The organism is Hydrogenophaga sp. (genome assembly GCF_050182545.1).
Lineage (GTDB): Bacteria > Pseudomonadota > Gammaproteobacteria > Burkholderiales > Burkholderiaceae_C > Hydrogenophaga.
In genome coordinates this window covers 58,106-81,159 of sequence record NZ_JBFXCD010000012.1, presented here as the reverse complement: position 1 = coordinate 81,159, position 23,054 = coordinate 58,106, and the positions used below count along the sequence as shown (strand labels likewise).

At 65.8% G+C, this 23,054-nt stretch carries 23 protein-coding genes; 19 read left to right on the top strand and 4 right to left on the bottom strand.

The features are described 5' to 3' along the window. The first annotated feature begins 40 nt into the window (after positions 1-40). The 3 genes from AB7P10_RS13730 (at position 41) to AB7P10_RS13720 (ending at position 4,091) form a co-directional block, all read left to right on the top strand. A complete protein-coding gene (locus AB7P10_RS13730) occupies positions 41-1,372 on the top strand; it encodes a malonyl-CoA decarboxylase (protein ID WP_428294411.1) in 1,332 nt (443 codons plus the stop codon). A 98-nt stretch (positions 1,373-1,470) separates the two neighbouring features. Next, positions 1,471-2,238, top strand: coding sequence for an enoyl-CoA hydratase/isomerase family protein (locus AB7P10_RS13725; protein ID WP_428294410.1), 768 nt, complete (start codon positions 1,471-1,473; stop codon positions 2,236-2,238). Positions 2,239-2,531: 293 nt separating this feature from the next. Then, a complete protein-coding gene (locus AB7P10_RS13720) occupies positions 2,532-4,091 on the top strand; it encodes a malonate--CoA ligase (protein WP_428294409.1) in 1,560 nt (519 codons plus the stop codon). On the opposite strand, the gene AB7P10_RS13715 is transcribed toward AB7P10_RS13720, so the two are convergent. After that, positions 4,064-5,437: an MATE family efflux transporter gene (locus AB7P10_RS13715; protein ID WP_428294408.1), complete on the bottom strand. Its 1,374-nt coding sequence runs from the start codon at positions 5,435-5,437 to the stop codon at positions 4,064-4,066. The genes AB7P10_RS13720 and AB7P10_RS13715 overlap by 28 nt on opposite strands. Positions 5,438-5,497: 60 nt before the next feature. Then, positions 5,498-5,941, bottom strand: a complete 444-nt coding sequence (locus tag AB7P10_RS13710) for a universal stress protein (protein ID WP_428294429.1) — start codon at positions 5,939-5,941, stop codon at positions 5,498-5,500. A 108-nt stretch (positions 5,942-6,049) separates the two neighbouring features. On the opposite strand from AB7P10_RS13710, the gene AB7P10_RS13705 reads away from it, so the two are divergent. The 9 genes from AB7P10_RS13705 to AB7P10_RS13665 all read left to right on the top strand — a co-directional run bounded on the left by AB7P10_RS13705 (position 6,050) and on the right by AB7P10_RS13665 (position 13,847). Then, complete coding sequence (locus AB7P10_RS13705; protein WP_428294407.1) at positions 6,050-8,401, top strand: heavy metal translocating P-type ATPase; 2,352 nt, start codon at positions 6,050-6,052, stop codon at positions 8,399-8,401. A 9-nt stretch (positions 8,402-8,410) separates the two neighbouring features. Next, the gene (gene ccoS / locus AB7P10_RS13700) at positions 8,411-8,548 is read left to right on the top strand and encodes a cbb3-type cytochrome oxidase assembly protein CcoS (RefSeq protein ID WP_428294406.1); all 138 of its coding nucleotides are present in this window, start codon (positions 8,411-8,413) and stop codon (positions 8,546-8,548) included. Between the two features lie 81 nt (positions 8,549-8,629). Next, positions 8,630-10,078 (top strand): cytochrome-c oxidase, cbb3-type subunit I, encoded by a 1,449-nt coding sequence (gene ccoN, locus AB7P10_RS13695; protein ID WP_428294405.1) that lies wholly within the window; start codon positions 8,630-8,632, stop codon positions 10,076-10,078. 10 nt (positions 10,079-10,088) lie between these two features. After that, positions 10,089-10,712, top strand: a complete 624-nt coding sequence (gene ccoO, locus AB7P10_RS13690; protein WP_428294404.1) for a cytochrome-c oxidase, cbb3-type subunit II — start codon at positions 10,089-10,091, stop codon at positions 10,710-10,712. Positions 10,713-10,731: 19 nt separating this feature from the next. Beyond that, complete coding sequence (locus tag AB7P10_RS13685) at positions 10,732-10,899, top strand: cbb3-type cytochrome oxidase subunit 3 (protein ID WP_428294403.1); 168 nt, start codon at positions 10,732-10,734, stop codon at positions 10,897-10,899. Next, complete coding sequence (ccoP, locus tag AB7P10_RS13680) at positions 10,896-11,810, top strand: cytochrome-c oxidase, cbb3-type subunit III (protein ID WP_428294402.1); 915 nt, start codon at positions 10,896-10,898, stop codon at positions 11,808-11,810. The genes AB7P10_RS13685 and ccoP overlap by 4 nt, the downstream gene beginning before the upstream one ends. A gap of 19 nt (positions 11,811-11,829) precedes the next feature. Then, the gene (gene ccoG, locus AB7P10_RS13675) at positions 11,830-13,263 is read left to right on the top strand and encodes a cytochrome c oxidase accessory protein CcoG (RefSeq protein WP_428294401.1); all 1,434 of its coding nucleotides are present in this window, start codon (positions 11,830-11,832) and stop codon (positions 13,261-13,263) included. Positions 13,264-13,291: 28 nt separating this feature from the next. Further along, the gene (locus tag AB7P10_RS13670; RefSeq protein WP_428294400.1) at positions 13,292-13,588 is read left to right on the top strand and encodes a nitrogen fixation protein FixH; all 297 of its coding nucleotides are present in this window, start codon (positions 13,292-13,294) and stop codon (positions 13,586-13,588) included. A gap of 19 nt (positions 13,589-13,607) precedes the next feature. Next, a complete protein-coding gene (locus AB7P10_RS13665) occupies positions 13,608-13,847 on the top strand; it encodes a hypothetical protein (protein WP_428294428.1) in 240 nt (79 codons plus the stop codon). Here the strand turns inward: AB7P10_RS13665 and fnr are convergent. Further along, on the bottom strand, positions 13,825-14,544 hold the full coding sequence (gene fnr, locus AB7P10_RS13660) for a fumarate/nitrate reduction transcriptional regulator Fnr (protein WP_428294399.1): 720 nt from the start codon (positions 14,542-14,544) through the stop codon (positions 13,825-13,827). The two genes, AB7P10_RS13665 and fnr, sit on opposite strands and share 23 nt — an antisense overlap. A 113-nt stretch (positions 14,545-14,657) precedes the next feature. On the opposite strand from fnr, the gene hemN reads away from it, so the two are divergent. Both hemN and AB7P10_RS13650 read left to right on the top strand, forming a co-directional pair. Further along, a complete protein-coding gene (gene hemN / locus AB7P10_RS13655; protein ID WP_428294398.1) occupies positions 14,658-16,055 on the top strand; it encodes an oxygen-independent coproporphyrinogen III oxidase in 1,398 nt (465 codons plus the stop codon). 20 nt (positions 16,056-16,075) lie between these two features. After that, the gene (locus AB7P10_RS13650; RefSeq protein WP_428294397.1) at positions 16,076-16,747 is read left to right on the top strand and encodes a sulfite exporter TauE/SafE family protein; all 672 of its coding nucleotides are present in this window, start codon (positions 16,076-16,078) and stop codon (positions 16,745-16,747) included. A gap of 1 nt (position 16,748) precedes the next feature. Here the strand turns inward: AB7P10_RS13650 and AB7P10_RS13645 are convergent, their stop codons facing one another. Further along, positions 16,749-17,678, bottom strand: a complete 930-nt coding sequence (locus AB7P10_RS13645; RefSeq protein ID WP_428294396.1) for a DMT family transporter — start codon at positions 17,676-17,678, stop codon at positions 16,749-16,751. A 315-nt stretch (positions 17,679-17,993) separates the two neighbouring features. Between AB7P10_RS13645 and aceA the strand changes: the two genes are divergently transcribed. The 5 genes from aceA to rplT all read left to right on the top strand — a co-directional run bounded on the left by aceA (position 17,994) and on the right by rplT (position 22,976). After that, a complete protein-coding gene (gene aceA, locus AB7P10_RS13640; protein WP_428294395.1) occupies positions 17,994-19,325 on the top strand; it encodes an isocitrate lyase in 1,332 nt (443 codons plus the stop codon). Between the two features lie 249 nt (positions 19,326-19,574). Next, positions 19,575-21,482: a threonine--tRNA ligase gene (gene thrS, locus AB7P10_RS13635; protein ID WP_428294394.1), complete on the top strand. Its 1,908-nt coding sequence runs from the start codon at positions 19,575-19,577 to the stop codon at positions 21,480-21,482. Positions 21,483-21,591: 109 nt separating this feature from the next. After that, positions 21,592-22,200, top strand: coding sequence for a translation initiation factor IF-3 (gene infC, locus AB7P10_RS13630; protein WP_428294427.1), 609 nt, complete (start codon positions 21,592-21,594; stop codon positions 22,198-22,200). Positions 22,201-22,387: 187 nt separating this feature from the next. Then, positions 22,388-22,591, top strand: a complete 204-nt coding sequence (gene rpmI / locus AB7P10_RS13625; protein ID WP_101101819.1) for a 50S ribosomal protein L35 — start codon at positions 22,388-22,390, stop codon at positions 22,589-22,591. Between the two features lie 25 nt (positions 22,592-22,616). After that, positions 22,617-22,976: a 50S ribosomal protein L20 gene (gene rplT / locus AB7P10_RS13620; protein ID WP_086120609.1), complete on the top strand. Its 360-nt coding sequence runs from the start codon at positions 22,617-22,619 to the stop codon at positions 22,974-22,976. The last annotated feature ends 78 nt before the right edge of the window (positions 22,977-23,054 follow it).

Genomic DNA, 23,054 nt, shown 5'->3' with positions numbered 1-23,054 from the left:
CCTGCAACCTTGCCCCTACCCACCGAAAGGAGGACTTCCGATGACGCCTCCCGACTGGCTCGCCCAAGGCGTGTCCTTGCTGCGGCCGGGCGCCAAGGCGGCCCGGCCGCGCACGACGATGGAGCGCCTCAAGGCCACCTTGCGCCATGACGAAGAGGCCATGTCACCGCGCATGCTGCGCCAGTCGCTCAAGGACCTCCAGGCCATCGTCGACCCGCTGGTGAGCGAAGTCGAGGGCGGTCGCCGCGCACAGGCCATGATGGACTGGTACGCCGGTGCGAGCACGCCTCAGCGGCGCGACCTCTGGCTGCTCATGAGCGAGCGCTTTGTGGCGGACCCAGAGCATGTGAAAGAGGCGCAGGCCCAGTTCGCCGCCGCGGTGGGTACACCCGACGAGGCCGCAGCCGAAGTGCTGTACCGCCGCGCCACGGTCTCGCCGCGGCGCCGCCTGCTGCAGCGCTTCAGTGCCAACCCCGAGGGTGTGCGCTTCCTGGTGGACATGCGCGCCGAGTTCCAGCCGCAGCTCAAGACGGACAAGCGACTGCTCGCGCTCGACGTCGAGATGGAGTACATGTTCTCCACCTGGTTCGACGTGGGGTTTCTCGAGCTGCAACGCATCACCTGGGATTCGCCGGCCTCGCTGGTGGAGAAGCTCATCAAGTACGAGGCGGTGCACGACATCCGCAGCTGGTCCGACGTGAAGAACCGGCTCGACAGTGACCGGCGTTGCTACGGCTTCTTTCACCCCCGCCTGCCACAGGAGCCGCTGATCTTCGTGGAGGTGGCGCTGATGAACGAGATCGCCACCAGCATCACGCCGCTGCTCGACGAGTCGGCCGCACCGGCCGATCTGGACAAGGCCACGACTGCAATCTTCTACTCCATCAGCAACACCCAGACCGGTCTCAAGGGCGTGAGCTTCGGGGACTCGCTGATCAAGCACGTGGTGGAGACGCTCAAGCACGAGTTTCCGCGCCTCAAGACCTTCGCCACGCTCTCGCCGATCCCCGGCCTGCGGGCCTGGCTTTCGAAGAACGCGCCGGCCGAGCTGCTCAAGGCCTGGGAGCGCGCCGATGAGTTGCCCGACGGGGCACCGGAGCGCCGCGCGCTCATGGGCTGGGCCGCCCGCTACCTGGGCGACGAGCTCAAGGATGGTAGGCCGCTGGATCCGGTGGCGCGTTTCCACCTGGGCAATGGCGCGTGCGTGGAGCGCCTGAACTGGGCCGCCGATCCGTCTGCCAAGGGGGCGCGACAGTCGTTCGGCCTGATGGTGAACTACCTCTATGATCTCAAGCGGCTGGACAAGCACCGCGCCTTGCTGGCGCAGGGAAAAATCCCGATAGCCAAGGCCGTCAGGGAGCTCTACCTTTGAGGCCATTCGCGTCGTTCCCGGAGACCATCGTTTGATCGAGACGTCTGTCGTCCACATGTCCGTGCGCCTGGCTGGCGCCGCGGCAGGCTGATTGCGGCATGCCCGGGCAGGTGCGGCTCGGCATCGACGGCACGCTCGCGCGCGTGAGCCTGTGCCATCCAGGCAAGTTCAACGCCATGTCGCGATCGATGTGGCGCGAACTCCGGGCCATCTTTCTGGCGCTGCAGGCGCGCGAGGACCTGCGCTGCGTGATCGTCGCCGGCGACGCCGGGCATTTCTGCGCCGGCGGTGACATCTCCGAATACCCGGCCTTTCGTTTCGAGGAGGTCACCCTGCGCGACTTTCATGAGGCCGATGTCTGGGGTGGCCTGGGCGCCATGCTGGCTTGCGACCTGCCCATCGTGGCGCAGATCGAAGGCAACTGCCTGGGTGCGGGCCTTGAAATTGCCAGTTGCTGCGACATTCGAGTGGCCGGCGAGGGCGCGCGCTTCGGCGCGCCGATTGCGCGGCTGGGCTTTCCGATGGCGCCCCGCGAGGCGCAGCTCGTCGCACGCGAGGCGGGTGCGGCCACCGCGCGCGAGCTGCTGCTGGAGGCGGCGGTGCTCGGTGCGCGGGAGATGAAGGCGCGCGGTTTTCTGCATGCCGTGCTGCCCGACGCTGGTGTGGCCACCGAAGCGCTGGCGCGTGCGCAGCAGATCCTGGCGCTGGCCCCGCGTGCCGCGCGCCTGAACAAGCAGACCCTTCGGGCCTTGTCCGCGGGTCAGCCGATCGAATCCGTCGTGGAGGGCGCCTACCGCTATGCCGACGAGGCCGAGCACCGCGAAGGTATTGAAGCTTTCGTGGCCCGGCGCCGCCCCGCGTTTTGACTTCCCGTCCCGCACCAGGGCCTGTTCACACTATTTTTCCAAGATGCGTTGCGGATCAAAAAGGCCATGCGCAAGGCGCGAAACGCAGCCGGGGTTGCCCCCCGGCAAGGCTTCGCAACGCCGCGCATGGCCTTTTTGGCCGCAACCCGAAGGGTATGGGGTGGAAACAGCGCCACTCTTCGTTGCACTCCCAGGCCAGACACCCAGTCTGGCCGTCGTCGCGCGCCTCGATTGGCGCTGTTTCCACCCCATTCGCACTTGGAAAAATAGTGTGAACAGGCCCTAGAACCACCATGAGCAACCACAACCTGTATGCCGCCCTGCGCGCGGCGTTTCCCGCCGATCTCGATGCCACCGCCGTGGAAACCGTGGGCGGCGCCCATCCCGGCCTGCGCTACTCCTGGCGCGACCTGGACCGCGCCAGCGCCATGCTGGCCAACCTGCTGGGATCGCTGGCGCTGCCCGCGGGCTCGCGCATCGCGGTGCAGGTGGAGAAATCGGTCGAGGCGCTGATGCTGTACCTCGCCGTGCTGCGCGCCGGCCATGTGTTCCTGCCGCTCAACACGGCCTACCAGGCCGGCGAGATCGAGTACTTCGTGGGCAACGCCGAACCGGCCGTGGTGGTCTGCAGCCCCGCCAACTTTGGCTGGGTGTCGAAGATCGCTTTCAAGGCCGGCACGCGCCACGTGTTCACGCTCGGCGAGGACCGCAGCGGCAGCCTGCTCGAGCGCGCCGCCCACCACAGCGACCTGCACACGCCGGTGCCAAGCCGCGCCGACGACCTCGGCGTGATCATCTACACCAGCGGCACCACCGGGCGCAGCAAGGGCGCGATGCTCTCGCACGGCAACATGCTGAGCAATGCGCAGGTGCTCAGGACCTACTGGGGCTGGAAGCCCGACGACGTGCTGATCCACGCGCTGCCGATCTTCCACGTGCATGGCCTTTTCGTGGCCATCCATGGTGCCCTGATCAACGGCAGCCCCATGCTCTGGCTCAACAAGTTCGAGCCGCGTGCCGTGGTGGAACTGCTGCCGCGCGCCACCGTGTTCATGGGGGTGCCGACGCTCTACACGCGCCTGCTCGCCGAGCCAGGCCTGACGAAACAGCAGGCGGCGCACATGCGGCTGTTCGTCTCGGGCTCGGCGCCGTTGCTGATCGAGACTTTCGACGAATGGAGGGCACGCACCGGCCACACCATCCTGGAACGCTACGGCATGAGCGAGACGGTGATGATCACCTCCAACCCCTATGCGCCCGACGCGCGCCACGGCGGGCAGGGCGAGCGGCGTGGGGGCACGGTGGGCTTTCCCCTGCCGGGCAACGAGCTGAGGGTGGTCGATGACGCCAACCGGCCGGTGCCCGCGGGCGACATCGGCGCCATCCAGGTCCGCGGTCCCAACGTGTTCAAGGGCTACTGGCGCATGCCCGAGAAGACGGCCGAAGAGTTCACGGCCGACGGCTTCTTCAAGACCGGCGACGTGGGCCGCGTCGACGACCGGGGCTACGTGAGCATCGTCGGACGCAGCAAGGACCTGATCATCTCCGGCGGCTACAACGTCTACCCGGCGGAAATCGAGAGCTGCATCAACGAGATGCCCGGCGTGGCCGAGAGTGCCGTGGTGGGCGTGCCGCACCCCGACTTTGGCGAGGTGGGGGTGGCGGTGGTCACGGCCAGGCCCGGCGCGGCCGTGAACCCCGAGGAGGTGCTCGCGGCCCTCAAGGCCCGGCTGGCGAACTTCAAGATTCCCAAGCGCTGCGTGGTGGTGCCCGAACTGCCGCGCAACACCATGGGCAAGGTGCAGAAGAACCTGCTGCGCAACGACTACGCGGGTCTGTTCAAGGCCGCCTGAGTCTCCAGCCGGCGCAGCACGCGAAAGCACAGCAGCGCGCCGGCGATGCCGAACAGCACCACGCCCAGCCCATAGCCGGCCATCACGCCGCGCGCACCGAACCATTGCGCGCCCAGCCAGATGAAGGGCACGACGCCCAGGGTGGAGCGGCCCCAGTTCAGCGCCGTCGAGTAGAACGCGAAACCCAGGTTGTTGAAAGCCGCGTTGGCCACGAACAGGGCGCCGTTGAACATGAAGCTGCCGGCCACGAAGACGCAGAAGAACACGATCAGCTGGCGCGCCTCGCCAGTGGCGCCGAAGGCGTCGGCAATGGCACCACTGCCCAGCGCCAGCAGCAACCACACCACCAGCACGTAGACCAGCACCACCTTCAGGCTGTCGCGCACGGCCGTGCGCAGGCGGTCATGGCGGTGCGCGCCCAGATTCTGGCCCAGGATCGGACCGATGGACCCCGAGAGCGCGAACAGGGCCACGAAGGCCACGGGGATCAGGCGCACAATCACGGCCCAGCCGGCCACCGCGTCGTCGCCGAAAGGCGCGACGGCCGCCGTCACGAAGGCGTTGCCCACCGGCGTGGCGACCTGCGTGAGCACCGCCGGGAACCCGATGGCGAGGAAGGGACCGAGCGTCTGCCGCAGCACGGGCAGGTTCGGGCGGGTGTACAGCCTGTGCACGCGCAGCACCGCCTGCAGGCCGATCAGCATCATCGCGCCGCGCGTGACCAGGGTGGCGACGGCGGCGCCATCGAGCCCCCAGCCCAGGCCGAAGATCAGGATCGGATCGAGCACGGCGGCCACCGCGCCCGCACCCAGCGTGACCCACATGGCGCGCCGCGCGTCGCCCAGCGAACGCAGCAGCGCACCCAGGCACATGCCCATGCCCAGCAGCGGTGCCGAGGGCAGAACGATGTACAGGAAACGCAGGGCCAGGGCGGCGGTTTCTCCGCTGGCGCCCAGCAGCGCGAGCAGCGACGGCAGCCAGGGCAGGGCCAGCAAGGCCGCCAGCGTCATGGTCGATGCCATCAGGACCAGCGAGGCACCGGCCAGGGTGCGGGCGTGTTCGCGGTCGCCGCGCCCGAGCGCCCGCGAGGTGAGGGCCGTGACGGCGATCGACAGGCCGATGGCCAGCGAGGTGATGAAGAACAGCAGCGTGCCTGCGTAGCCCACGGCCGCGGCCAGTTCCTTCTGGCCCAGCAGCGAGATGTAGAACAGGTTGAGCATGTCCACGAAGAACACCGCCACCAGGCCCACCGAGCCGGTGGCCGTCATGGTGATGACGTGGCGCAGCGTGGAGCCGGTGACAAAGGCACCGGTGGCGGGCGATGACGGGCTGGGATCTCTGGGCATGGGCGGGCGGCAGGCCCGCGCACTCTACCCTGTCTGGCCGGCGCGTGCCGGCGCAGGCCTTCAGCGCAGCACGAGCACCGGGATGTGCGAGTGCGTCAGCACCTGCTGGGTCTCGCTGCCCAGCAGCAGGCGCTTGATGCCGCGCCGACCGTGCGATGCCATGACGATGAGGTCGCACTTGTTGCGCTTGGCCGCGGCGATGATGGCCTCGGCAATCAGGTCGGACTTCACCGTGACCGGCTTGACCTTGACCTCGCGCAGTTGCCCGGCCGACTTGACCGCGTTGACCGCGTCCATGGCCTCGGTGTGCCACTGCTTCTCGATGCGGGCAATCTCGGCCGCCGCCAGCGCCATGCCCCCTTCGAAATAGGTCTGGGGATAGCGCGGGATCACCTTGAGCGCGACCACCTCGGCGCCCGTGAGGTCGGCCAGGTTCAGGCCGTGCTCCACAGCCTGCTGGGAGAGCTTGGAGCCGTCGGTGGCCACCAGAATGCGCTTGTACATGAGGTTCTCCTTCTGTTGTTGGGGCATGGCATCAGCGTAACAAAGCTTGGGCTGGCGCGGTTGATCTGTATCAAGGGCTTGCAACACGATGTGACGTAGCCTGCGGGCATGAATCCGGCCGTATCAGCAGCGCCACCACAGCGGTGGCAAAGCGGTGTTGCGCGCGAGGCGCCGCAAGGCGCCGCCACGCCCGCATCGGGCTGGCTGGGGTTGCAGCGCGGGTCGCTGACCGTGACCGACGACTTCGCGGTGCTCGATGACCCCGGCGAGCAGGAGGTCTTCACCCGCGCGCTGGACGCGGAGGGTGGCAGCGAAGCCGAGTCGCTGCTGGTGGTGCAGGGCATGCATTGCGCGGCCTGCGCCGACGCGGTGGAGTCCGTTCTCACTGCGCTGCCGGGGGTGCAACAGGCGCGGGTGCAGGCGGCGAGCCGGCGCCTGACGCTGCGCTGGGACCGTTCGCAGACCCAGCTCTCGCGCCTGGCGCGTGCGGTGGGCGAGGCTGGCTACCGCCTGCTCCCGTTGCAACAGGCCCTATCCGTCAGCGAACGCCAGCGCGAGACCCGGCAGGCGCTGTGGCGGCTGTTCGTGGCGGGCTTCTGCATGATGCAGGTGATGATGTACGCATGGCCCGCGTACGTGACGTCGCCCGGCGACATTCCGCCCGACATCGAGCAATTGCTGCGCTGGGCCAGCTGGGTGATCAGCCTGCCGGTGGTGTTCTTCGCCAGTGGCCCCTTCTTCGCCAGCGCATGGCGTGACCTGCGGCATGCGCGCGTGGGCATGGACACCCCGGTGTCGATCGGCATCCTGGTGACCTTTCTTGCCAGCTCCGCCGCCACCTTCGACCCCACCGGCCCCTGGGGTTCCGAAGTGTGGTTCGACTCGCTGACCATGTTCGTCTTCTTCCTGCTTGGTGGCCGCTACCTGGAGCACAAGGCGCGCGACAGGACGGCGGGCGCGCTGGACGAACTGATGAACCGCCTGCCGCAGGTGTGCGAGCGGCAGCGCCCTGACGGGGGGTACGAATCCGTCTCGCTGCGGCGCTTGCGCGCGGGCGACCTGGTGCGCGTGCGCGCAGGGCAGGCTTTTCCCGCGGACGGGGCCTTGCTCGACGAGGTGGCGCTGGTGGACGAAGCGCTGCTCACGGGCGAATCCCACCCCGTGACGCGCTCGCATGGGCAGGCGGTGGTGGCGGGCAGTTTCAACCTGGGCGGTCCCGTGCGCGTGCGCGTGCAGCGCACCGGCGCGGACACCCGCTTCGCGCAGATCGTGCGCCTGATGGAACAGGCCAGTGTCGAGAAGCCCCGCTGGGCGGTGCTGGCCGACCGCGTGGCCGCACCGTTCCTCGTCCTGGTGCTGCTCGCGGCGGCCGCTGCCGGCGTGTACTGGTGGCAGATCGATCACACGCAGGCGCTGGCGGTGGCGGTGGCGGTGCTCATCGTCACCTGCCCCTGCGCGCTGTCACTGGCCACCCCGGCGGCCATGCTGGCATCGGCCGGCGCGCTCGCGCGGCGCGGCGTGCTGGTGCGCCGTCTGCAGGCCTTCGAGACCCTCGCGCGCATTGATGCGGTCGTGTTCGACAAGACCGGCACCCTGACCCATGACCGGCTTGAACTGGATGCACTGGTCACCCGCGAAGGCGTGAACAGGGAGCAGGCACTTGCCCTGGCGGGTGCGCTGGCCGAAGGGTCCCTGCACCCGGCGTCCCGCGCCATCGCGGCCAGTGCCGCCAGCGCGGGCATTGCGCTCGCGGCACTGGCCGGCCACGAGGAGCGCGCGGGGCAGGGCATGCAGGCGCTGCGGCCCGATGGTTCGTGGGTTCGCCTGGGTTCCGCGGCTTTCTGCGGCGTGCCGGTGCGCCCAGACGAGGGGGACGCACCACAGGTGCATCTGGGCGACGCGCACGGCTGGCTCGCCACCTTCCGGCTTCGCGAAGGCCTGCGCGAGGACGCCGCCGAAGCGGTGTCGGCCCTGCGGGCACTGGGCGTGCGAACCTGGTTGCTGTCGGGTGACCGGGTCATGGCGGCGCAGCGGGTCGGGCAGGCGGTGGGTGTGGACCACGTGGTCGGCGGCGCTTCGCCCGAGGGCAAGCTGGCCGAACTCGCCGGCCTGCAGGCGCGTAGCCTGACGGTGGCGATGGTGGGCGATGGCCTCAACGATGGCCCGGTGCTTGCGCGCGCCGACACCTCGTTCGCGCTGGGTCATGCGGCGCCGCTGGCGCAGGCGCAGTCGGACTTCATCGTCCAGGGTGGGCAGGTGATGGACGTGGTGCGCACGCTCACCCAGGCGCGCGCCACCCTGCGCACGGTGCGCCAGAACCTGGCCTGGGCTGCGGGCTACAACGCCGTGAGCGTGCCCCTGGCGCTGGCCGGCTTCATGCCGCCGTCGCTGGCCGGGTTGGGCATGGCGGCCAGTTCGCTGCTGGTGGTTGGCAACGCGCTGCGCCTGTCGCGGCGCTGAAGGTAGACCATGGACGTCCTCTACCTGCTCATTCCGCTGTCGGTCCTGCTGGTCTTCGGGATCATCGGCGTGTTCTGGTGGGCCTTGCAGGCGGGTCAGTTCGACAACATCGAACGCGAAGGCGAGCGCATTCTCCGCAACGATTGAGGCGGCGTTTGACGCAAGTCAAGGCGCGAAAGGAATGCCTTGCGCACACTGCATGCAGTGACATTGGCAAGGAGTTTCTGTATGTCCGTGACCTACAACAAGGCCAGCCCGTCGGCGGTCTACAACGACAAAGTCGTGCGGCAGTTCACCATCATGACGGTGGTGTGGGGCGTGGTGGGCATGCTCGTCGGCGTGATCATCGCCGCCCAGCTCACCTGGCCCGGCCTCAACATGGGCATCGAATGGCTGTCGTACGGTCGATTGCGACCGTTGCACACCAACGCCGTGATCTTCGCCTTCGGCGGCTGTGGACTGTTCGCGGCGAGCTACTACGTGGTACAGCGCACCTGCCAGGTGCGCATCATTTCCGATGCGCTCGCGGCCTTCACCTTCTGGGGCTGGCAACTGGTGATCGTGCTGGCTGCCATCACACTGCCGCTGGGCATGACGCAGGGCAAGGAATACGCCGAGCTGGAATGGCCGATCGACCTGCTGATCGCCGTGGTCTGGGTGGCCTACGCGATCGTGTTCTTCGGCACCATCGGCATTCGCAAGGTGCGCCACATCTACGTGGCCAACTGGTTCTTCGGCGCATTCATCCTGGCCGTGGCCGTGCTGCACATCGTCAACAGCGCGGTGATCCCCGTCGACATCTTCAAGTCCTATTCGGCCTACGCCGGCGTGCAGGACGCCATGGTGCAGTGGTGGTACGGCCACAACGCCGTGGGCTTCTTCCTCACGGCCGGCTTCCTCGGGATGATGTACTACTTCATCCCCAAGCAGGTTGAACGCCCGGTGTACAGCTACCGCCTGTCCATCGTGCACTTCTGGGCGCTGATCTTCACCTACATGTGGGCCGGCCCGCACCACCTGCACTACACCGCACTGCCGGACTGGACGCAGTCCATCGGCATGGTGTTCTCGCTCATCCTGCTCGCGCCCAGCTGGGGCGGCATGATCAACGGCATCATGACGCTCTCGGGGGCGTGGCACAAGCTGCGCGACGACCCGATCCTGCGCTTCCTGATCGTCTCGCTCTCGTTCTACGGCATGTCGACCTTCGAGGGGCCGATGATGTCGATCAAGACCGTCAACGCGCTCTCCCACTACACGGACTGGACCGTGGGCCACGTGCACTCCGGCGCGCTGGGCTGGGTGGGGCTGGTGACGATGGGCTCGATGTACTACCTGATCCCGCGCCTGTACGGGCAGAAGAAGATGTACTCGGTGCCCGCCATCGAGCTGCACTTCTGGATCGCCACCATCGGCATCGTGCTCTATATCGCCGCGATGTGGATCGCCGGTGTGATGCAGGGTCTGATGTGGCGCTCCGTCAATCCCGACGGCAGCCTGACCTATACCTTCGTCGAATCGGTCAAGGCCACCTTTCCGTTCTACGTGATCCGTCTGGCCGGTGGCGTGCTCTACCTGGCCGGCATGGTCGTGATGCTGTGGAACACGGTGATGACCGCGCGCAGTGGCCGGGTCGAAGACGTCCGCATTCCCGCTCTCAACCACGCCCACGCCTGAGGACCGCACCATGGCCAATCAAAAGCCCCAGGGTTTCACCCACGAGCGGATCGAGACCAACAACTTCCTGATGATCGTGCTCATCGTCCTGGTGATCGCGGTGGGTGGCTTGGTGGAAATCGTTCCGCTGTTCTTCCAGAAGTCGACCACGCAACCGGTGGCCGGCCTCAAGCCCTACAGCCCGCTGCAGCTCGCCGGCCGCGACGTCTACGTGAAGGAAGGTTGCTACAACTGCCACTCGCAGATGATCCGCCCCTTTCAGGCCGAGACCCTGCGCTACGGCCACTACTCGGTGGCAGGTGAATTCGTCTACGACCGGCCCTTCCAGTGGGGCAGCAAGCGCACCGGGCCCGACCTGGCGCGCGTGGGCGGCCGTTACAGCGACGAGTGGCACCGCCTCCACCTGAACAATCCGCGCGACCTGGTGCCCGAGTCCAACATGCCGGCCTACCCGTGGCTGGAGAAAAAAACCGTGAACGCGGCGGGCCTGCCCAGGCGCATGGAGGTGCTGCGCACGCTCGGCGCGCCATACACCGACGAGGAGATTGCCGCCTCCAGCGCGGACGTGAAGGGCAAGACCGAAATGGACGCCCTGATCGCCTACCTGCAGGTGCTGGGCACGGCGATCAAGTGACCGCAAGGAGAACACCACCATGGACATCAATGACCTGCGCAGCGCCGTGACCGTGATCAGCCTCATGACCTTCCTGGGCATCGTGGCCTGGGCATGGGCCCGGCGCAACCAGTCGCGCTTCGACGAGGCGGCACAGCTGCCATTCCAGGACGAAGCCACCGCGGACAGCATGAAAGAACCGTCATGAGCGATTTCACCAATGATTTCTGGTCCTGGTACGTGGGCGGGCTGACCTTGGTCAGCATCGTGGCCTGCCTGATCCTGCTCTGGGTGAGCGGCACCACCAAGGTCAAGGCCTCGGCCGACAACACCACCGGCCACGTGTGGGACGGCGACCTGCGCGAAATGAACAACCCCCTGCCGCGCTGGTGGGTGTGGCTGTTCGTCATCACCGTGGTCTTTTCGCTGGTCTATGGCGTGCTCTACCCCACGTTCGGCAAGTACCCGGGCGTGCTGGGCTGGTCGTCCAACGGGCAGCACCAGACCGAGGTGGCGGCCATGGAAAAAGCCATCGCGCCCATCTACGCGAAGTTCCAGGACATGCAGCCGCAGGAACTGGCGGCCAATGCACAGGCCATGGCCATTGGGGAACGCCTGTTCATGAACAACTGCGCCCAGTGCCACGGCTCGGACGCGCGCGGCGCGCGCAGCTTCCCGAACCTGACCGATGGCGACTGGCTTTGGGGCGGTGAGCCTGCGGCCATCAAAACCACCATCACCGAAGGCCGCACCGGCGTCATGCCACCCATGGCCGCCGCCGTGGGCTCTCCGGAGGACGTGCGCAACGTGGCCCATTACGTGCTGAGCCTCTCGGGAAGCCCGCACGATCCGGTGCGCGCGACGCTGGGCCGTCCCAATTTCGCCGCGTGCGCCGCCTGCCACGGCGCGGACGGCAAGGGCAACACCGCGCTGGGCGCGCCGAACCTGAGCGACAGCACCTGGCTGCATGGCTGGGGCGAAGAGGCGGTGGTGCGCGCCATCACGCAGGGCTTCACCAACCAGATGCCCGCCCAGGCTGGCAAGCTCAACGCCGAGCAGATCCATGTGCTCACGGGTTACGTCTGGGGCCTGTCAACCCGGCCCGCTGCCGCCAACTGATCCCGAACCTCGGGGTGCCATGACCGTTCCGGAACGCAAGACCATCGCCATCGTTCCCGCCGCGGCGGACGACGAGGCGGTGGTGTCGCTGTATGCGGCACACGAAAAGATCCAGCCGCGCTCGGTCTCGGGCCTGTTTGCCCGCTGGCGCTGGATCATGGTCTGGGCAACGCAGCTCGTGTTCTATGGTCTGCCTTGGCTGCAGTGGCATGCGCGCCAGGCGGTGCTGTTCGATCTGGAGGCGCGGCGCTTCTACATCTTCGGCCTGGTGCTGTACCCGCAGGATTTCATCTATCTCACCGGCTTGCTGGTGATCTCGGCGCTGTCGCTGTTCCTGTTCACGGCGGTGGCCGGTCGCCTGTGGTGCGGCTTCACCTGCCCGCAGACGGTCTACACGGAAATATTCCTGTGGATCGAAAAGCAGGTGGAGGGCGACCGTTCGGCGCGCCTGCGGCTGGACAAGGCGCAGATGTCCGCGGCCAAGCTTGGCAAGCGCGCGCTCAAGCACGTGCTGTGGATCGGCTTTGCGCTGTGGACCGGCTTCACCTTCGTGGGCTACTTCACGCCCATCCGCGAGCTGGGCGCGCTGGCCGTGGCGGCTGCGCTCGGTCCCTGGCAGATGTTCTGGATCTTCTTCTACGGCTTTGCCACTTATGGCAACGCCGGCTTCCTGCGCGAGCAGGTCTGCAAGTACATGTGCCCGTACGCGCGGTTCCAGAGCGCGATGTTCGACAAGGACACCATGATCGTGACCTACGACGCCCGCCGCGGTGAACCGCGGGGCGCGCGCTCGAAAAAGGCCGATCCGAAAGCACTGGGCCTGGGGTCCTGCGTGGACTGCTCGCTCTGCGTGCAGGTCTGTCCGACCGGCATCGACATTCGCAAGGGGCTGCAGTACGAATGCATCGGCTGCGCCGCCTGCGTGGATGTGTGCGATGACGTCATGGACAAGGTCGGCTATCCGCGTGGCCTGATCCGTTTTTCAACGCAGAACGGCATGGCCGGTGGCTGGGACACGCGCCAGATGCTGCGGCGCGCACTGCGTCCGCGCGTGCTGGTCTATGCCGGCGTGCTGCTGTCGATCACGCTGGCCGTCGGTCTGAGCCTGTGGCTGCGCACACCGCTCAAGGTGGACGTGATCCGCGACCGTGGTGCCCTGGCGCGGATGGTGGAGAACGGGCGCATCGAGAACGTGTTCCGCCTGCAGGTCATGAACGCGACCGAAGACACGCAGCGCTACCAGATCCGTGTGACGGGCCTGCCCGGCATCGAGCTCGCTTCGCCCGCCGAGGTCGAGGTGCTGCCCACGGAAGTCCGCTCGGCGGCGGTGCGGGTGCAGATTGCGCCCGAAGCCGCCACCACGGGTTCGCACCCGATCCGCTTCGAGATACAGGCCGAAGGTGACAGCGCGATCCGCGTTGTCGAAAAGGCGGTGTTTCTCGTGCCACGCTGATGAAGACCGATACACGAAGGAGTCGCCCATGAACACGTCCCCGTCTCCCGCCGCCGCAGTGCCCGCCGAGTCCTGGTGGCGCGTGCCACAGATGTGGCTGGTGGTCGGCGGCCCACTGCTGGTGGTGGTGGCCAGCCTGATTACCGCATTCATCGCCGTGAACTACGCCGACCCGGTCCTGGACAAGGCCGTGTTCGAGCGCGACCGGCAGGCCGCGCTGGCGCTGCAGGGCAAGGCGCGGGATGCGGCACTGATCCAGTTGCAGCCGGCCCACCAGGCCCGCAACCATGCGGCCTCGCCGGTGGTGCCCGGCCAGGAGCGCTGAGGTGGATGCGCGCCAGTGGATGGGCATTGCCTGGCCGGCCTTCATCGCGGCGGCGGTCCTGGAGATGCTCGTGTTTGCGATGGTGGACCCGCGCGACCTGCACTGGTTCGGCCACCCGCTGGAGGCCTCGCGCCAGATGGTCTACACCGTGGCGTTCTTCGCGTTCTGGGCGGTCACCACCGCCTCAAGCGCATTGACCGCGCTGCTGATCGGCACACCATCGCCCAGCGAAGAGCTCAGGCGCAGGACGGGGAGTTGACGATCTGGCGCAGGCCGTCGGTATTGCGAATGTGCACGTAGCGCTGCTTGATGTCGATGAGGCCTTCGTCGGCAAAGCGGGAGAAGGTGCGGCTGACCGTCTCCAGCTTCATGCCCAGGTAACTGCCGATCTCTTCGCGCGTCATCCGCAGGATCAGTTCGGACTGGGAGAACCCCCGCGCGTGAAGGCGCTGCGCCAGGTTGAGCAGAAAGGCCGCCAGTCGCTCTTCGGCGCGCATGCTGCCCAGCAGCAGCATCACACCGTGGTCGCGCACGATCTCGCGGCTCATGATCTTGTGCACGTGGTGTTGCAGGGTGGTGAATTCGCGGGATAGTTCCTCGACCTGGTCAAAGGGCATCACGCAGACCTCGGCGTCTTCCAGCGCAATCGCATCGCACGAATGGTGGTCGCTGACGATGCCATCGAGGCCGATGATCTCGCCCGTCATCTGGAAGCCGGTCACCTGGTCACGGCCGTCGGCGGTGGTCACGCAGGTCTTGAAGAAGCCCGAGCGCACCGCGTAGAGGGAGGTGAACCTGTCCCCCGTGTTGAACAGCGCCGCACCACGTTTGACCCGCCGGCGCTTGGAGATGACCTGGTCGAGCTTGTCCATCTCCTCGGGATTCAGCCCCATGGGCAGGCACAGCTCGCGCAGGTTGCAGCTCGAACAGGCGACTTTGATGCTGTGGGTGTCCATGAATCGAGCATACCCCGTGACGTATCAATCCGGACCGTCGAGACGCGAGGCTTCGGGTCCTTGTTTGATCCGGATCAAGGGACGCGCGGGCTCTTTGCCGCACAGTGAGTGCCATGTTGGGAGACCAGACCTTGCGCCACGTCATTTCCGAAGAGCTGCTGCGGCGCTTCGATGTTCCCGGGCCCCGGTACACCTCGTACCCGACGGCCGACCGGTTTGTCGAGGCCTTCACGGAGAGCGACTACGTCCAGGCGCTGCGGCAGCGGCGCGCTGGCTCCATGGCCTTGCCGCTGTCGCTGTACGTGCACATCCCCTTCTGCGAGTCGGTGTGCTACTACTGCGCCTGCAACAAGGTCATCACGAAGCACCATTCGCGTGCTGCCGAATACCTGCGCTATCTGGGGCGCGAACTGGAACTGCAGGTCGAGCACCTGGGCAAGGGCCAGACCGTCTCGCAATTGCACCTGGGCGGCGGCACGCCCACCTTCCTCTCTGACGACGAGCTGGAAGAGCTGATGTCTGTGATCCGGCGCCACTTTGTGCTGGCGCCCGGCGGTGAGTATTCGGTGGAGGTGGATCCGCGCACGGTGAGCGAGGAACGCCTGTGGACACTGGCCCGGCTGGGCTTCAACCGCCTGAGCTTCGGCGTGCAGGACTTCGACCCGGCGGTGCAGAAGGCCGTGCACCGCGTGCAACCCGCCGAGCAGGTATTCGCCCTGGTCGATGCCGCGAGGCGCATTGGTTTTGAGTCGGTCAACGTGGACCTGATCTACGGCCTGCCGCTGCAGACGCCCGAGTCGTTCGCGCGCACGCTGGCGCAAGTGAACCGGTTGCGGCCCGACCGCATCGCGCTCTACGCCTATGCGCACCTGCCGTCGCGCTTCAAGCCACAGCGGCGCATCGTGGCCGCCGAGCTGCCCAGCGCCAGCGACAAGCTGGGGATGCTCTCGGCGTCCCTCGACGCCCTGATGGATGCCGGTTATGTGTACGTGGGCATGGACCACTTTGCCCTGCCTGACGATGCGCTGGCCGTGGCCAGGCGACAGGGCCGTTTGCACCGCAACTTCCAGGGCTACAGCACGCAGCCGGATTGCGACCTGATCGCGCTGGGCGTGTCGGCCATCGGCCGCATCGGCGCCACCTACAGCCAGAACGCCAAGACGATGGATGAGTACCGGGACCTGCTCGACCAGGGCCGCCTTCCCATCGTGCGGGGTCTGGCGCTGACGCGTGAAGACCTGCTGCGGCGCGCAGTGATCATGTCCCTGATGTGCCAGGGCGAGGTGCAGTACGAGCCGATCGAACTGGGCCACCTGATCGACTTCAGGACGCATTTCGCGCGCGAACTCCAGGTCCTGGAGGAATTGGCAGATCAGGGGTTGGTGCGGGTGGATGCGTCGGGTGTGCACGTCACCGAGACCGGCTGGTTCCTGGTGCGTGCCATCGCGATGGTGTTCGACCGGAATCTGCAGGTCGACGAGAACCGCGCGCGCTTTTCGCGGATTATCTGAGCGGGCAGGCAAGGGTCGACATGCAGACATCGCTGGCGATCTCGGGGCTTGTCATGGGGCTGGTGGGAGGTCCCCATTGCGTGGCCATGTGCGGCGCAGCGTGCGCCGGTATCGGACGCGCCGCCGGCCAGCGCAGCACGTCCACGTTGCTGCGCTTCCAGATGAGTCGCATCGCTGGCTACACCCTGCTGGGTGCGCTGGCTGGCGGATCGGTGCAGGGGCTTGCGTGGCTGGGCACCAGCACTGCGGCGCTGCGCCCGGTGTGGACCATGTTCCATGTGGCGGCGCTCTTGCTGGGCGCGGTGCTGCTGTGGCAGGCGCGTCAGCCGGCGTGGATCGACAACCTGGGGCAGGGTGTGTGGCGCCGGGCGCGGCCGGCGCTGTCTGCGTTGGGGCCGCGCGCGCCCATGGTGCTGGGCGTGGGCTGGGCGCTCATGCCCTGCGGGCTGCTGTACTCGGCTCTGCTGGTGGCCTCGCTGTCTGCGAATGCCCTGGAAGGCGCGGCCACCATGGCGCTGTTCGCCCTGGGCACTTCGTTGAGCCTGACGGCAGGCCCGTGGCTGCTGCTGCGCCTTCGCGGCGCGCGATCCGGCGGCTGGGGTATCCGCCTGGCCGGGCTGGCGCTGGCCGCCACGTCGGGCTGGGCCCTGTGGATGGGCATTACCCAGCCGACCGGTCTGTGGTGCCTCTGAGTCAGGGGCGCGGGCGGCCTTCGGGCAGGGTGGCCAGGACCAGGCCGAGCAGGGCGATGCCGAAGGCCACGCCTTGCAGCAGCGTGAGGCGCTCACCCATGAACAGCACGCCGATGGCAGCGGCACTGATGGGCAGCATCACGGTGAACACACCGGCCTGAGATGCCGGCACCGTCCTGAGGCCCGTCATCCACAGCCATACCGTCCAGACGCTGGCGGCCAGTCCGTAGAACACCAGCAAGCCCCAGACGGGCAGGGTGACGGTGGAGAAGTCGAACTGCCAGGCAGCCCACAGACCGAACGGCGTGACCAGCGCGAATCCCCAGAGATTGATGATGGCCGAGATGCGCTTGGGCCCCAGGCCTTCGGTGAGGTGCTTGCCGATCACCACGTAGGAGGCCTCGCAGACCACCGCGGCAAACACCAGCAGGTTGCCCAGAAGGGCTTTGCTGATGCCGAACGGACCGCTGGCGTCGGCGACCGGGGTGCTGGTGTCCACCTTCTGCAGCGAGAACAAACCGATGCCGATGGCCGCGCACGCAATGCCGGCCGCGCTGCGCCAGCCCAAGCGCTCGCGCAGGAAGATCCAGCTCAGCACCGCGACCACCGCCGGAATCGAGGACATCACCACGCCAGCGGCCACGGCCGTCGTCAGGCTCACGCCGAACAGCATGCAGATCGAGAACAGGAAGTTGCCGAGAAACGATTCAAGAAAGAGCAGCCAGCGCGTGCGCGTGCCGATCGGTGGCTCGCTGGCGGGTTTGCGCAGCCAGTGGGCCATGGCCACGCCGCCGATGCCGAAGCGCAGCCAGGCCAGCAGAAACACGGGGAACACCAGCACCAGGGGCTTGGACAGTGCCACGTAGCTGCCGACCAGGGACATGCTCAGGGCCAGGCAAAGGTAGGCCCACCAGCGGTTGGGGGAAGTCACGGCGTTTTCTGTTTGTGCGTGCAAGTCCGCGCATCATGCCTGAGGCGGAGCGCGCATTTCGGGATGAGAGATTTTTGTTTTGTCATATGGAATGATCTCATGTTGCGCTGCACGAAATTTTCTCAATGCAAGAAAGACAATTCCACATTGAGAGATTTGTTTGAAAGCATGTTGAAAATAAACAAGAAATTTTTTCTCTTATATAAGACATAAGAGATTCACAAACTCTTCTATAAGACTTAAAGTCTTGTCAACGGCACCGCAATGGCTTGCGGGCCCAGCCGCCCCGATCCCTCAACCTCAAGGAGTTTCCCCATGCCGCAATCCCTGACCGAGCAACTGAGCCGCCAGCAGCAAATCGAAGCGCTGGAAAAAGACTGGGCCACCAACCCACGCTGGAAAGGTGTCAAGCGAGGCTACACCGCCGCCGACGTCGTGCGCCTGCGCGGCAGCATGCAGATCGAGCACACGCTGGCCAAGCGCGGTGCCGAGAAGCTGTGGGACAAGGTCAATGGCGGCGCCAAGAAGGGCTATGTGAACGCCTTTGGTGCGATCTCCGCCGGCCAGGCCATGCAGCAAGCCAAGGCGGGCCTGGAAGCGGTGTACCTGTCGGGCTGGCAGGTCGCTGCCGATGGGAACACTTCGGAAACGATGTACCCCGACCAGTCGCTCTACGCCTACGACTCGGTGCCGACCATGGTGCGCCGCATCAACAACACGTTCAAGCGCGCGGATGAAATCCAGTGGGGCCGCGGCATCGAACCGGGCAGCCCGGAGTTCATCGACTACTTCCTGCCCATCGTGGCCGACGCGGAAGCCGGCTTCGGCGGCGTGCTCAACGCCTTCGAGCTGATGAAGAACATGATCGCGGCCGGCGCTGCGGGCGTGCACTTCGAAGACCAGCTGGCCGCTGTCAAGAAGTGCGGCCACATGGGCGGCAAGGTGCTCGTGCCCACCCAGGAAGCCTGCGAGAAGCTCATCGCCGCGCGCTTTGCCGCTGACGTGATGGGCGTCTCCACCATCGTGCTCGCCCGCACCGACGCCGAGGCCGCCAACCTGATCACCAGCGACCACGACGCCAACGACAAGCCCTTCCTGACCGGCGAGCGCACGCAGGAAGGCTTCTTCCGCGTCAAGAACGGTCTGGAGCAGGCCATCAGCCGCGGTATCGCCTACGCGCCCTACGCCGACCTGGTGTGGTGCGAGACCGGCGTGCCCGACATCGGCTTTGCCCGCGAATTCGCCCAGGCCGTGCAGGCTGCCTGCCCCGGCAAGCTGCTCTCGTACAACTGCTCGCCCTCGTTCAACTGGAAGAAGAACCTCAACGACAAGCAGATCGCGTCGTTCCAGGAAGACCTGGCCGCGCTGGGCTACAAGTACCAGTTCATCACTCTCGCCGGCATCCACATCAACTGGTTCAACACCTTCCAGTTTGCCCACGCCTACGCCCGCGGCGAAGGCATGAAGCACTACACGGAAATGGTGCAGGAGCCCGAATTCGCCGCGCGCGACAAGGGCTACACCTTCGTGTCGCACCAGCAGGAGGTGGGCGCGGGCTACTTCGACGACGTGACCACGGTCATCCAGGGCGGTTCGTCCAGCGTGAAGGCGCTGACGGGTTCGACCGAGGAAGAGCAGTTCCACTGAGCCTGAGCTCAGCGGGGCCCGCAGAGGCCGAGGAGACAGAAGCCCGGGCATGCCCGGGCTTTTTTGTGGGAAAATCGCAGCCTGTTTCACACAGCAAGAGCGAGAAAGGCAATCTGGTTATGACACCGCGAACTATGGAGTTGACTTCCACGGCCCTTTGAGGCCTGCAGTTCGCGCCTGCCCGATTGATTGCCTTTTGATCCACACCAGCGCGGCCCCTGCCGCGCTTTTTTGTTTTCTGGACTCCCCATGTTGCACATCACGCTCCCAGACGGTTCCCAACGCGAATTCCCCGGCCCGGTCACGGTCGCCGATGTGGCGGCGTCGATCGGCACCGGTCTGGCCAAGGCGGCGCTGGCCGGCAAGATCGACGGCAAGGTGGTCGACACCAGCTACCTCATCACGCAGGACAGCCCGTTGTCCATCGTCACGGCAAAGGACCCGGATGGCCTGGAAGTGATTCGGCATTCGACGGCGCACTTGCTGGCCTACGCGGTGAAGGAGCTTTTTCCGGATGCACAAGTCACCATCGGCCCGGTGATCGAACACGGTTTCTTCTACGACTTTTCATACAAGCGCCCCTTTACGCCGGAGGACCTGGTCGCGATCGAAAAGCGCATGGGCGAACTGGCAGCGAAGGACGAGAAGGTCGAACGCCGTGTGCTCCCGCGCGACGAGGCGGTGGACCACTTCAAAGGCATGGGCGAGCACTACAAGGCGGAAATCATCGCCAGCATCCCGAGCAACGAGGACGTGTCGCTGTACCGCGAGGGTGCCTTCGAAGACCTGTGCCGTGGTCCGCACGTGCCCAGCACCGGCAAGCTCAAGCACTTCAAGCTCATGAAGGTGGCGGGAGCGTACTGGCGGGGTGACCACCGCAACGAGATGCTGCAACGCATCTATGGCACGGCCTGGGCCACCAAGGAGGAGCTGCAGCAGCACCTGACCATGATCGAGGAGGCCGAGAAGCGCGACCACCGCAAGCTCGGGCGCGAACTCGACCTGTTCCACATCGACGAGCACGCCCCTGGCCTGGTGTTCTGGCATCCCAAGGGCTGGACGCTGTGGCAGGAGGTGGAGCAGTACATGCGCCGCGTCTACCGCGACAACGGCTACCAGGAGGTCAAGGGCCCTCAGATCATCGACAAGTCGCTGTGGGAGAAGACCGGCCACTGGGACAAGTACCGCGACAACATGTTCACCACGGAGAGTGAAAAGCGCGACTATGCCTTGAAGCCCATGAACTGCCCGGGCCACATCCTGATCTACAAGCAGGGCATCAAGAGCTACCGCGACCTGCCCCTGCGCTATGGCGAGTTCGGACAGTGCCACCGCAATGAGCCCAGCGGCGGCCTGCACGGCATCATGCGCGTGCGTGGTTTCACCCAGGACGACGGGCACATCTTCTGCACCGAGGAGCAGATCCTGCCCGAGTGCCTGGCCTACACCGCCTTGCTGCAGAAGGTCTACGCCGACTTCGGGTTCAGGAACATCATCTACAAGGTCGCCACACGGCCGGCTGCGCGCATTGGTTCGGACGAAGTCTGGGACAAGGCCGAGCATGCCCTGATGGAGAGCTTGCGCGCGTCGGGTTGCGAATTCGAGATCGCGCCCGGCGACGGGGCCTTCTATGGCCCCAAGATCGAATACACCCTGAAGGACGCTATCGGGCGGCAGTGGCAGTGCGGCACCATGCAGGTGGACTTCTCCATGCCGGAGCGGCTCGACGCCGAGTACGTGGGCGAGGACGGATCACGCCATCGGCCGGTCATGCTGCACCGCGCCATCGTGGGCAGTCTGGAGCGCTTCATCGGCATCTTGATCGAAGAACATGCAGGCGCATTGCCCACTTGGTTGTCGCCGGTGCAGGTTGCGGTGCTCAACATCACCGATGCGCAGGCCGACTACTGTCGGGAAATCGCGAAATCTCTGCAGAATCAAGGGCTTAGGGTCACCACCGACCTGCGCAACGAGAAAATTACGTATAAAATACGGGAGCACGCGCTGCAAAAGCTGCCTTTCATCGTTGTCGTGGGCGACAAAGAGAAGGAAGCTGGTGCCGTGGCTGTACGGGCTCGAGGGAACAAAGACCTCGGTGTCATGCCGCTGGAAGCCTTTTCCAAACTCATTGCGGCAGACGTTTCATCCAAAGTTTGATGTCCAACATCTGGCTTGATGCCCCTGCCGCCGTGGCACACCTCGCGTGTATGGTGGCGGCCGAAGGGCCGCCATTACGCTTGATCAAGCCCACACGAAGGAACTCACCATAGCTACCAACTTTCGCGACCGCCGCCAACGTGAAGAGCGCGCACACAGACTGAACCGGGAAATCATGGCTCCTGAGGTTCGCCTCAATGGCCCCGAGAACGAGCCGCTGGGCATCGTGAGTCTGCAGGAGGCGCTGCGCATGGCCGGTGAACTGGATGTGGATCTGGTCGAAATTGCGGCCACTGCTGTCCCTCCCGTGTGTCGTCTGATGGACTACGGCAAGTTCAAGTACCAGGAGCAGAAGAAGGCGGCGGAAGCCAAGGCCAAGCAAACGGTCATCGAGATCAAGGAAGTCAAGTTCCGTCCCGGTACCGACGATGGCGACTACAACATCAAGATGCGCAACATCCGCCGGTTTCTGGACGATGGCGACAAGTGCAAGATCACGCTGCGGTTCCGTGGTCGTGAGATCACGCACCAGGATCTGGGCCTTGCCTTGTTGAACCGCATCCGTGACGAGCTGGCTGATTCCATCGTGGTGGAACAGTTTCCCAAGCTCGAAGGGCGCCAGATGATCATGATGATCGCGCCTGGGCGCAAGAAGGCCGGCGCTGCGACGAAGACTGCCGACGCGGCGGCTCCAGCAGCAGGTCAGTCGGCTGCGTGAGGGCTGCGGAACAGAAGAACAGGATTGGACGGGCAGGGTAGTCTCCTGCTGGTCCGAGGATCTGGCCGAAGGGCTGGATGTCGAAGCGGGCGGCCGAAAGGCTGCCCCTCCAAAAGTGGCTCGGGGCCAACAAGTCCGCGGAAGGTTCGCGGCGCCTCACGAGCACAAATGAAAAAGGAGCATGAAGATGCCCAAAATGAAGACCAAGAGCAGCGCGAAGAAGCGTTTTCGCGTTCGTCCCGGTGGCACCGTCAAGCGCGGTCAAGCCTTCAAACGTCACATTCTGACCAAGAAGACCACCAAGAACAAGCGCCATCTGCGTGGAGCCGTCAACGTTCATGAGACCAATATGGGTCACATGGCGCAGATGCTGCCCGGCATGGGCATTTGATCAACGACGAACAAGGAGAACACACATGCCTCGCGTCAAACGTGGTGTAACGGCTCGCGCCCGACACAAAAAAGTTCTGGCTCTGGCCAAAGGTTTCCGCGGCCGCCGCGGCAATGTCTTCCGCATCGCCAAGCAGGCGGTGATGAAGGCTGGGCAATATGCCTATCGTGATCGTCGCACCAAGAAGCGCGTCTTCCGCCAGCTGTGGATTGCCCGCATCAACGCCGGCGCCCGTGCTTGCGGCCTGACGTACAGCCAGTTCGCCAACGGCCTGAAGAAGGCCCAGATCGAGATCGACCGCAAGGTCCTGGCCGATCTGGCGGTGAACGATCCGGCGGCCTTTGGCAGCATCGTGGAGCAGGTCAAAGCCAAGCTGGCCGCTTGATTCACGATCGGGTCGGGTGGCGTTCGTCGCCAAACGACCCGTCGCTCTAAGGGGTTGAGGCTTGAGGGATTCCCTCGC

Excerpts from the sequence above, each read along its gene's own strand:
- AB7P10_RS13730 (WP_428294411.1), top strand. The coding sequence starts at position 41 with ATGACGCCTCCCGACTGGCTCGCCCAAGGCGTGTCCTTGCTGCGGCCG.
- AB7P10_RS13725 (WP_428294410.1), top strand. The coding sequence starts at position 1,471 with ATGCCCGGGCAGGTGCGGCTCGGCATCGACGGCACGCTCGCGCGCGTG.
- AB7P10_RS13720 (WP_428294409.1), top strand. The coding sequence starts at position 2,532 with ATGAGCAACCACAACCTGTATGCCGCCCTGCGCGCGGCGTTTCCCGCC.
- AB7P10_RS13715 (WP_428294408.1), bottom strand. The coding sequence starts at position 5,437 with ATGCCCAGAGATCCCAGCCCGTCATCGCCCGCCACCGGTGCCTTTGTC.
- AB7P10_RS13710 (WP_428294429.1), bottom strand. The coding sequence starts at position 5,941 with ATGTACAAGCGCATTCTGGTGGCCACCGACGGCTCCAAGCTCTCCCAG.
- AB7P10_RS13705 (WP_428294407.1), top strand. The coding sequence starts at position 6,050 with ATGAATCCGGCCGTATCAGCAGCGCCACCACAGCGGTGGCAAAGCGGT.
- ccoS (WP_428294406.1), top strand. The coding sequence starts at position 8,411 with ATGGACGTCCTCTACCTGCTCATTCCGCTGTCGGTCCTGCTGGTCTTC.
- ccoN (WP_428294405.1), top strand. The coding sequence starts at position 8,630 with ATGTCCGTGACCTACAACAAGGCCAGCCCGTCGGCGGTCTACAACGAC.
- ccoO (WP_428294404.1), top strand. The coding sequence starts at position 10,089 with ATGGCCAATCAAAAGCCCCAGGGTTTCACCCACGAGCGGATCGAGACC.
- AB7P10_RS13685 (WP_428294403.1), top strand. The coding sequence starts at position 10,732 with ATGGACATCAATGACCTGCGCAGCGCCGTGACCGTGATCAGCCTCATG.
- ccoP (WP_428294402.1), top strand. The coding sequence starts at position 10,896 with ATGAGCGATTTCACCAATGATTTCTGGTCCTGGTACGTGGGCGGGCTG.
- ccoG (WP_428294401.1), top strand. The coding sequence starts at position 11,830 with ATGACCGTTCCGGAACGCAAGACCATCGCCATCGTTCCCGCCGCGGCG.
- AB7P10_RS13670 (WP_428294400.1), top strand. The coding sequence starts at position 13,292 with ATGAACACGTCCCCGTCTCCCGCCGCCGCAGTGCCCGCCGAGTCCTGG.
- AB7P10_RS13665 (WP_428294428.1), top strand. The coding sequence starts at position 13,608 with ATGGGCATTGCCTGGCCGGCCTTCATCGCGGCGGCGGTCCTGGAGATG.
- fnr (WP_428294399.1), bottom strand. The coding sequence starts at position 14,544 with ATGGACACCCACAGCATCAAAGTCGCCTGTTCGAGCTGCAACCTGCGC.
- hemN (WP_428294398.1), top strand. The coding sequence starts at position 14,658 with ATGTTGGGAGACCAGACCTTGCGCCACGTCATTTCCGAAGAGCTGCTG.
- AB7P10_RS13650 (WP_428294397.1), top strand. The coding sequence starts at position 16,076 with ATGCAGACATCGCTGGCGATCTCGGGGCTTGTCATGGGGCTGGTGGGA.
- aceA (WP_428294395.1), top strand. The coding sequence starts at position 17,994 with ATGCCGCAATCCCTGACCGAGCAACTGAGCCGCCAGCAGCAAATCGAA.
- thrS (WP_428294394.1), top strand. The coding sequence starts at position 19,575 with ATGTTGCACATCACGCTCCCAGACGGTTCCCAACGCGAATTCCCCGGC.
- rpmI (WP_101101819.1), top strand. The coding sequence starts at position 22,388 with ATGCCCAAAATGAAGACCAAGAGCAGCGCGAAGAAGCGTTTTCGCGTT.
- rplT (WP_086120609.1), top strand. The coding sequence starts at position 22,617 with ATGCCTCGCGTCAAACGTGGTGTAACGGCTCGCGCCCGACACAAAAAA.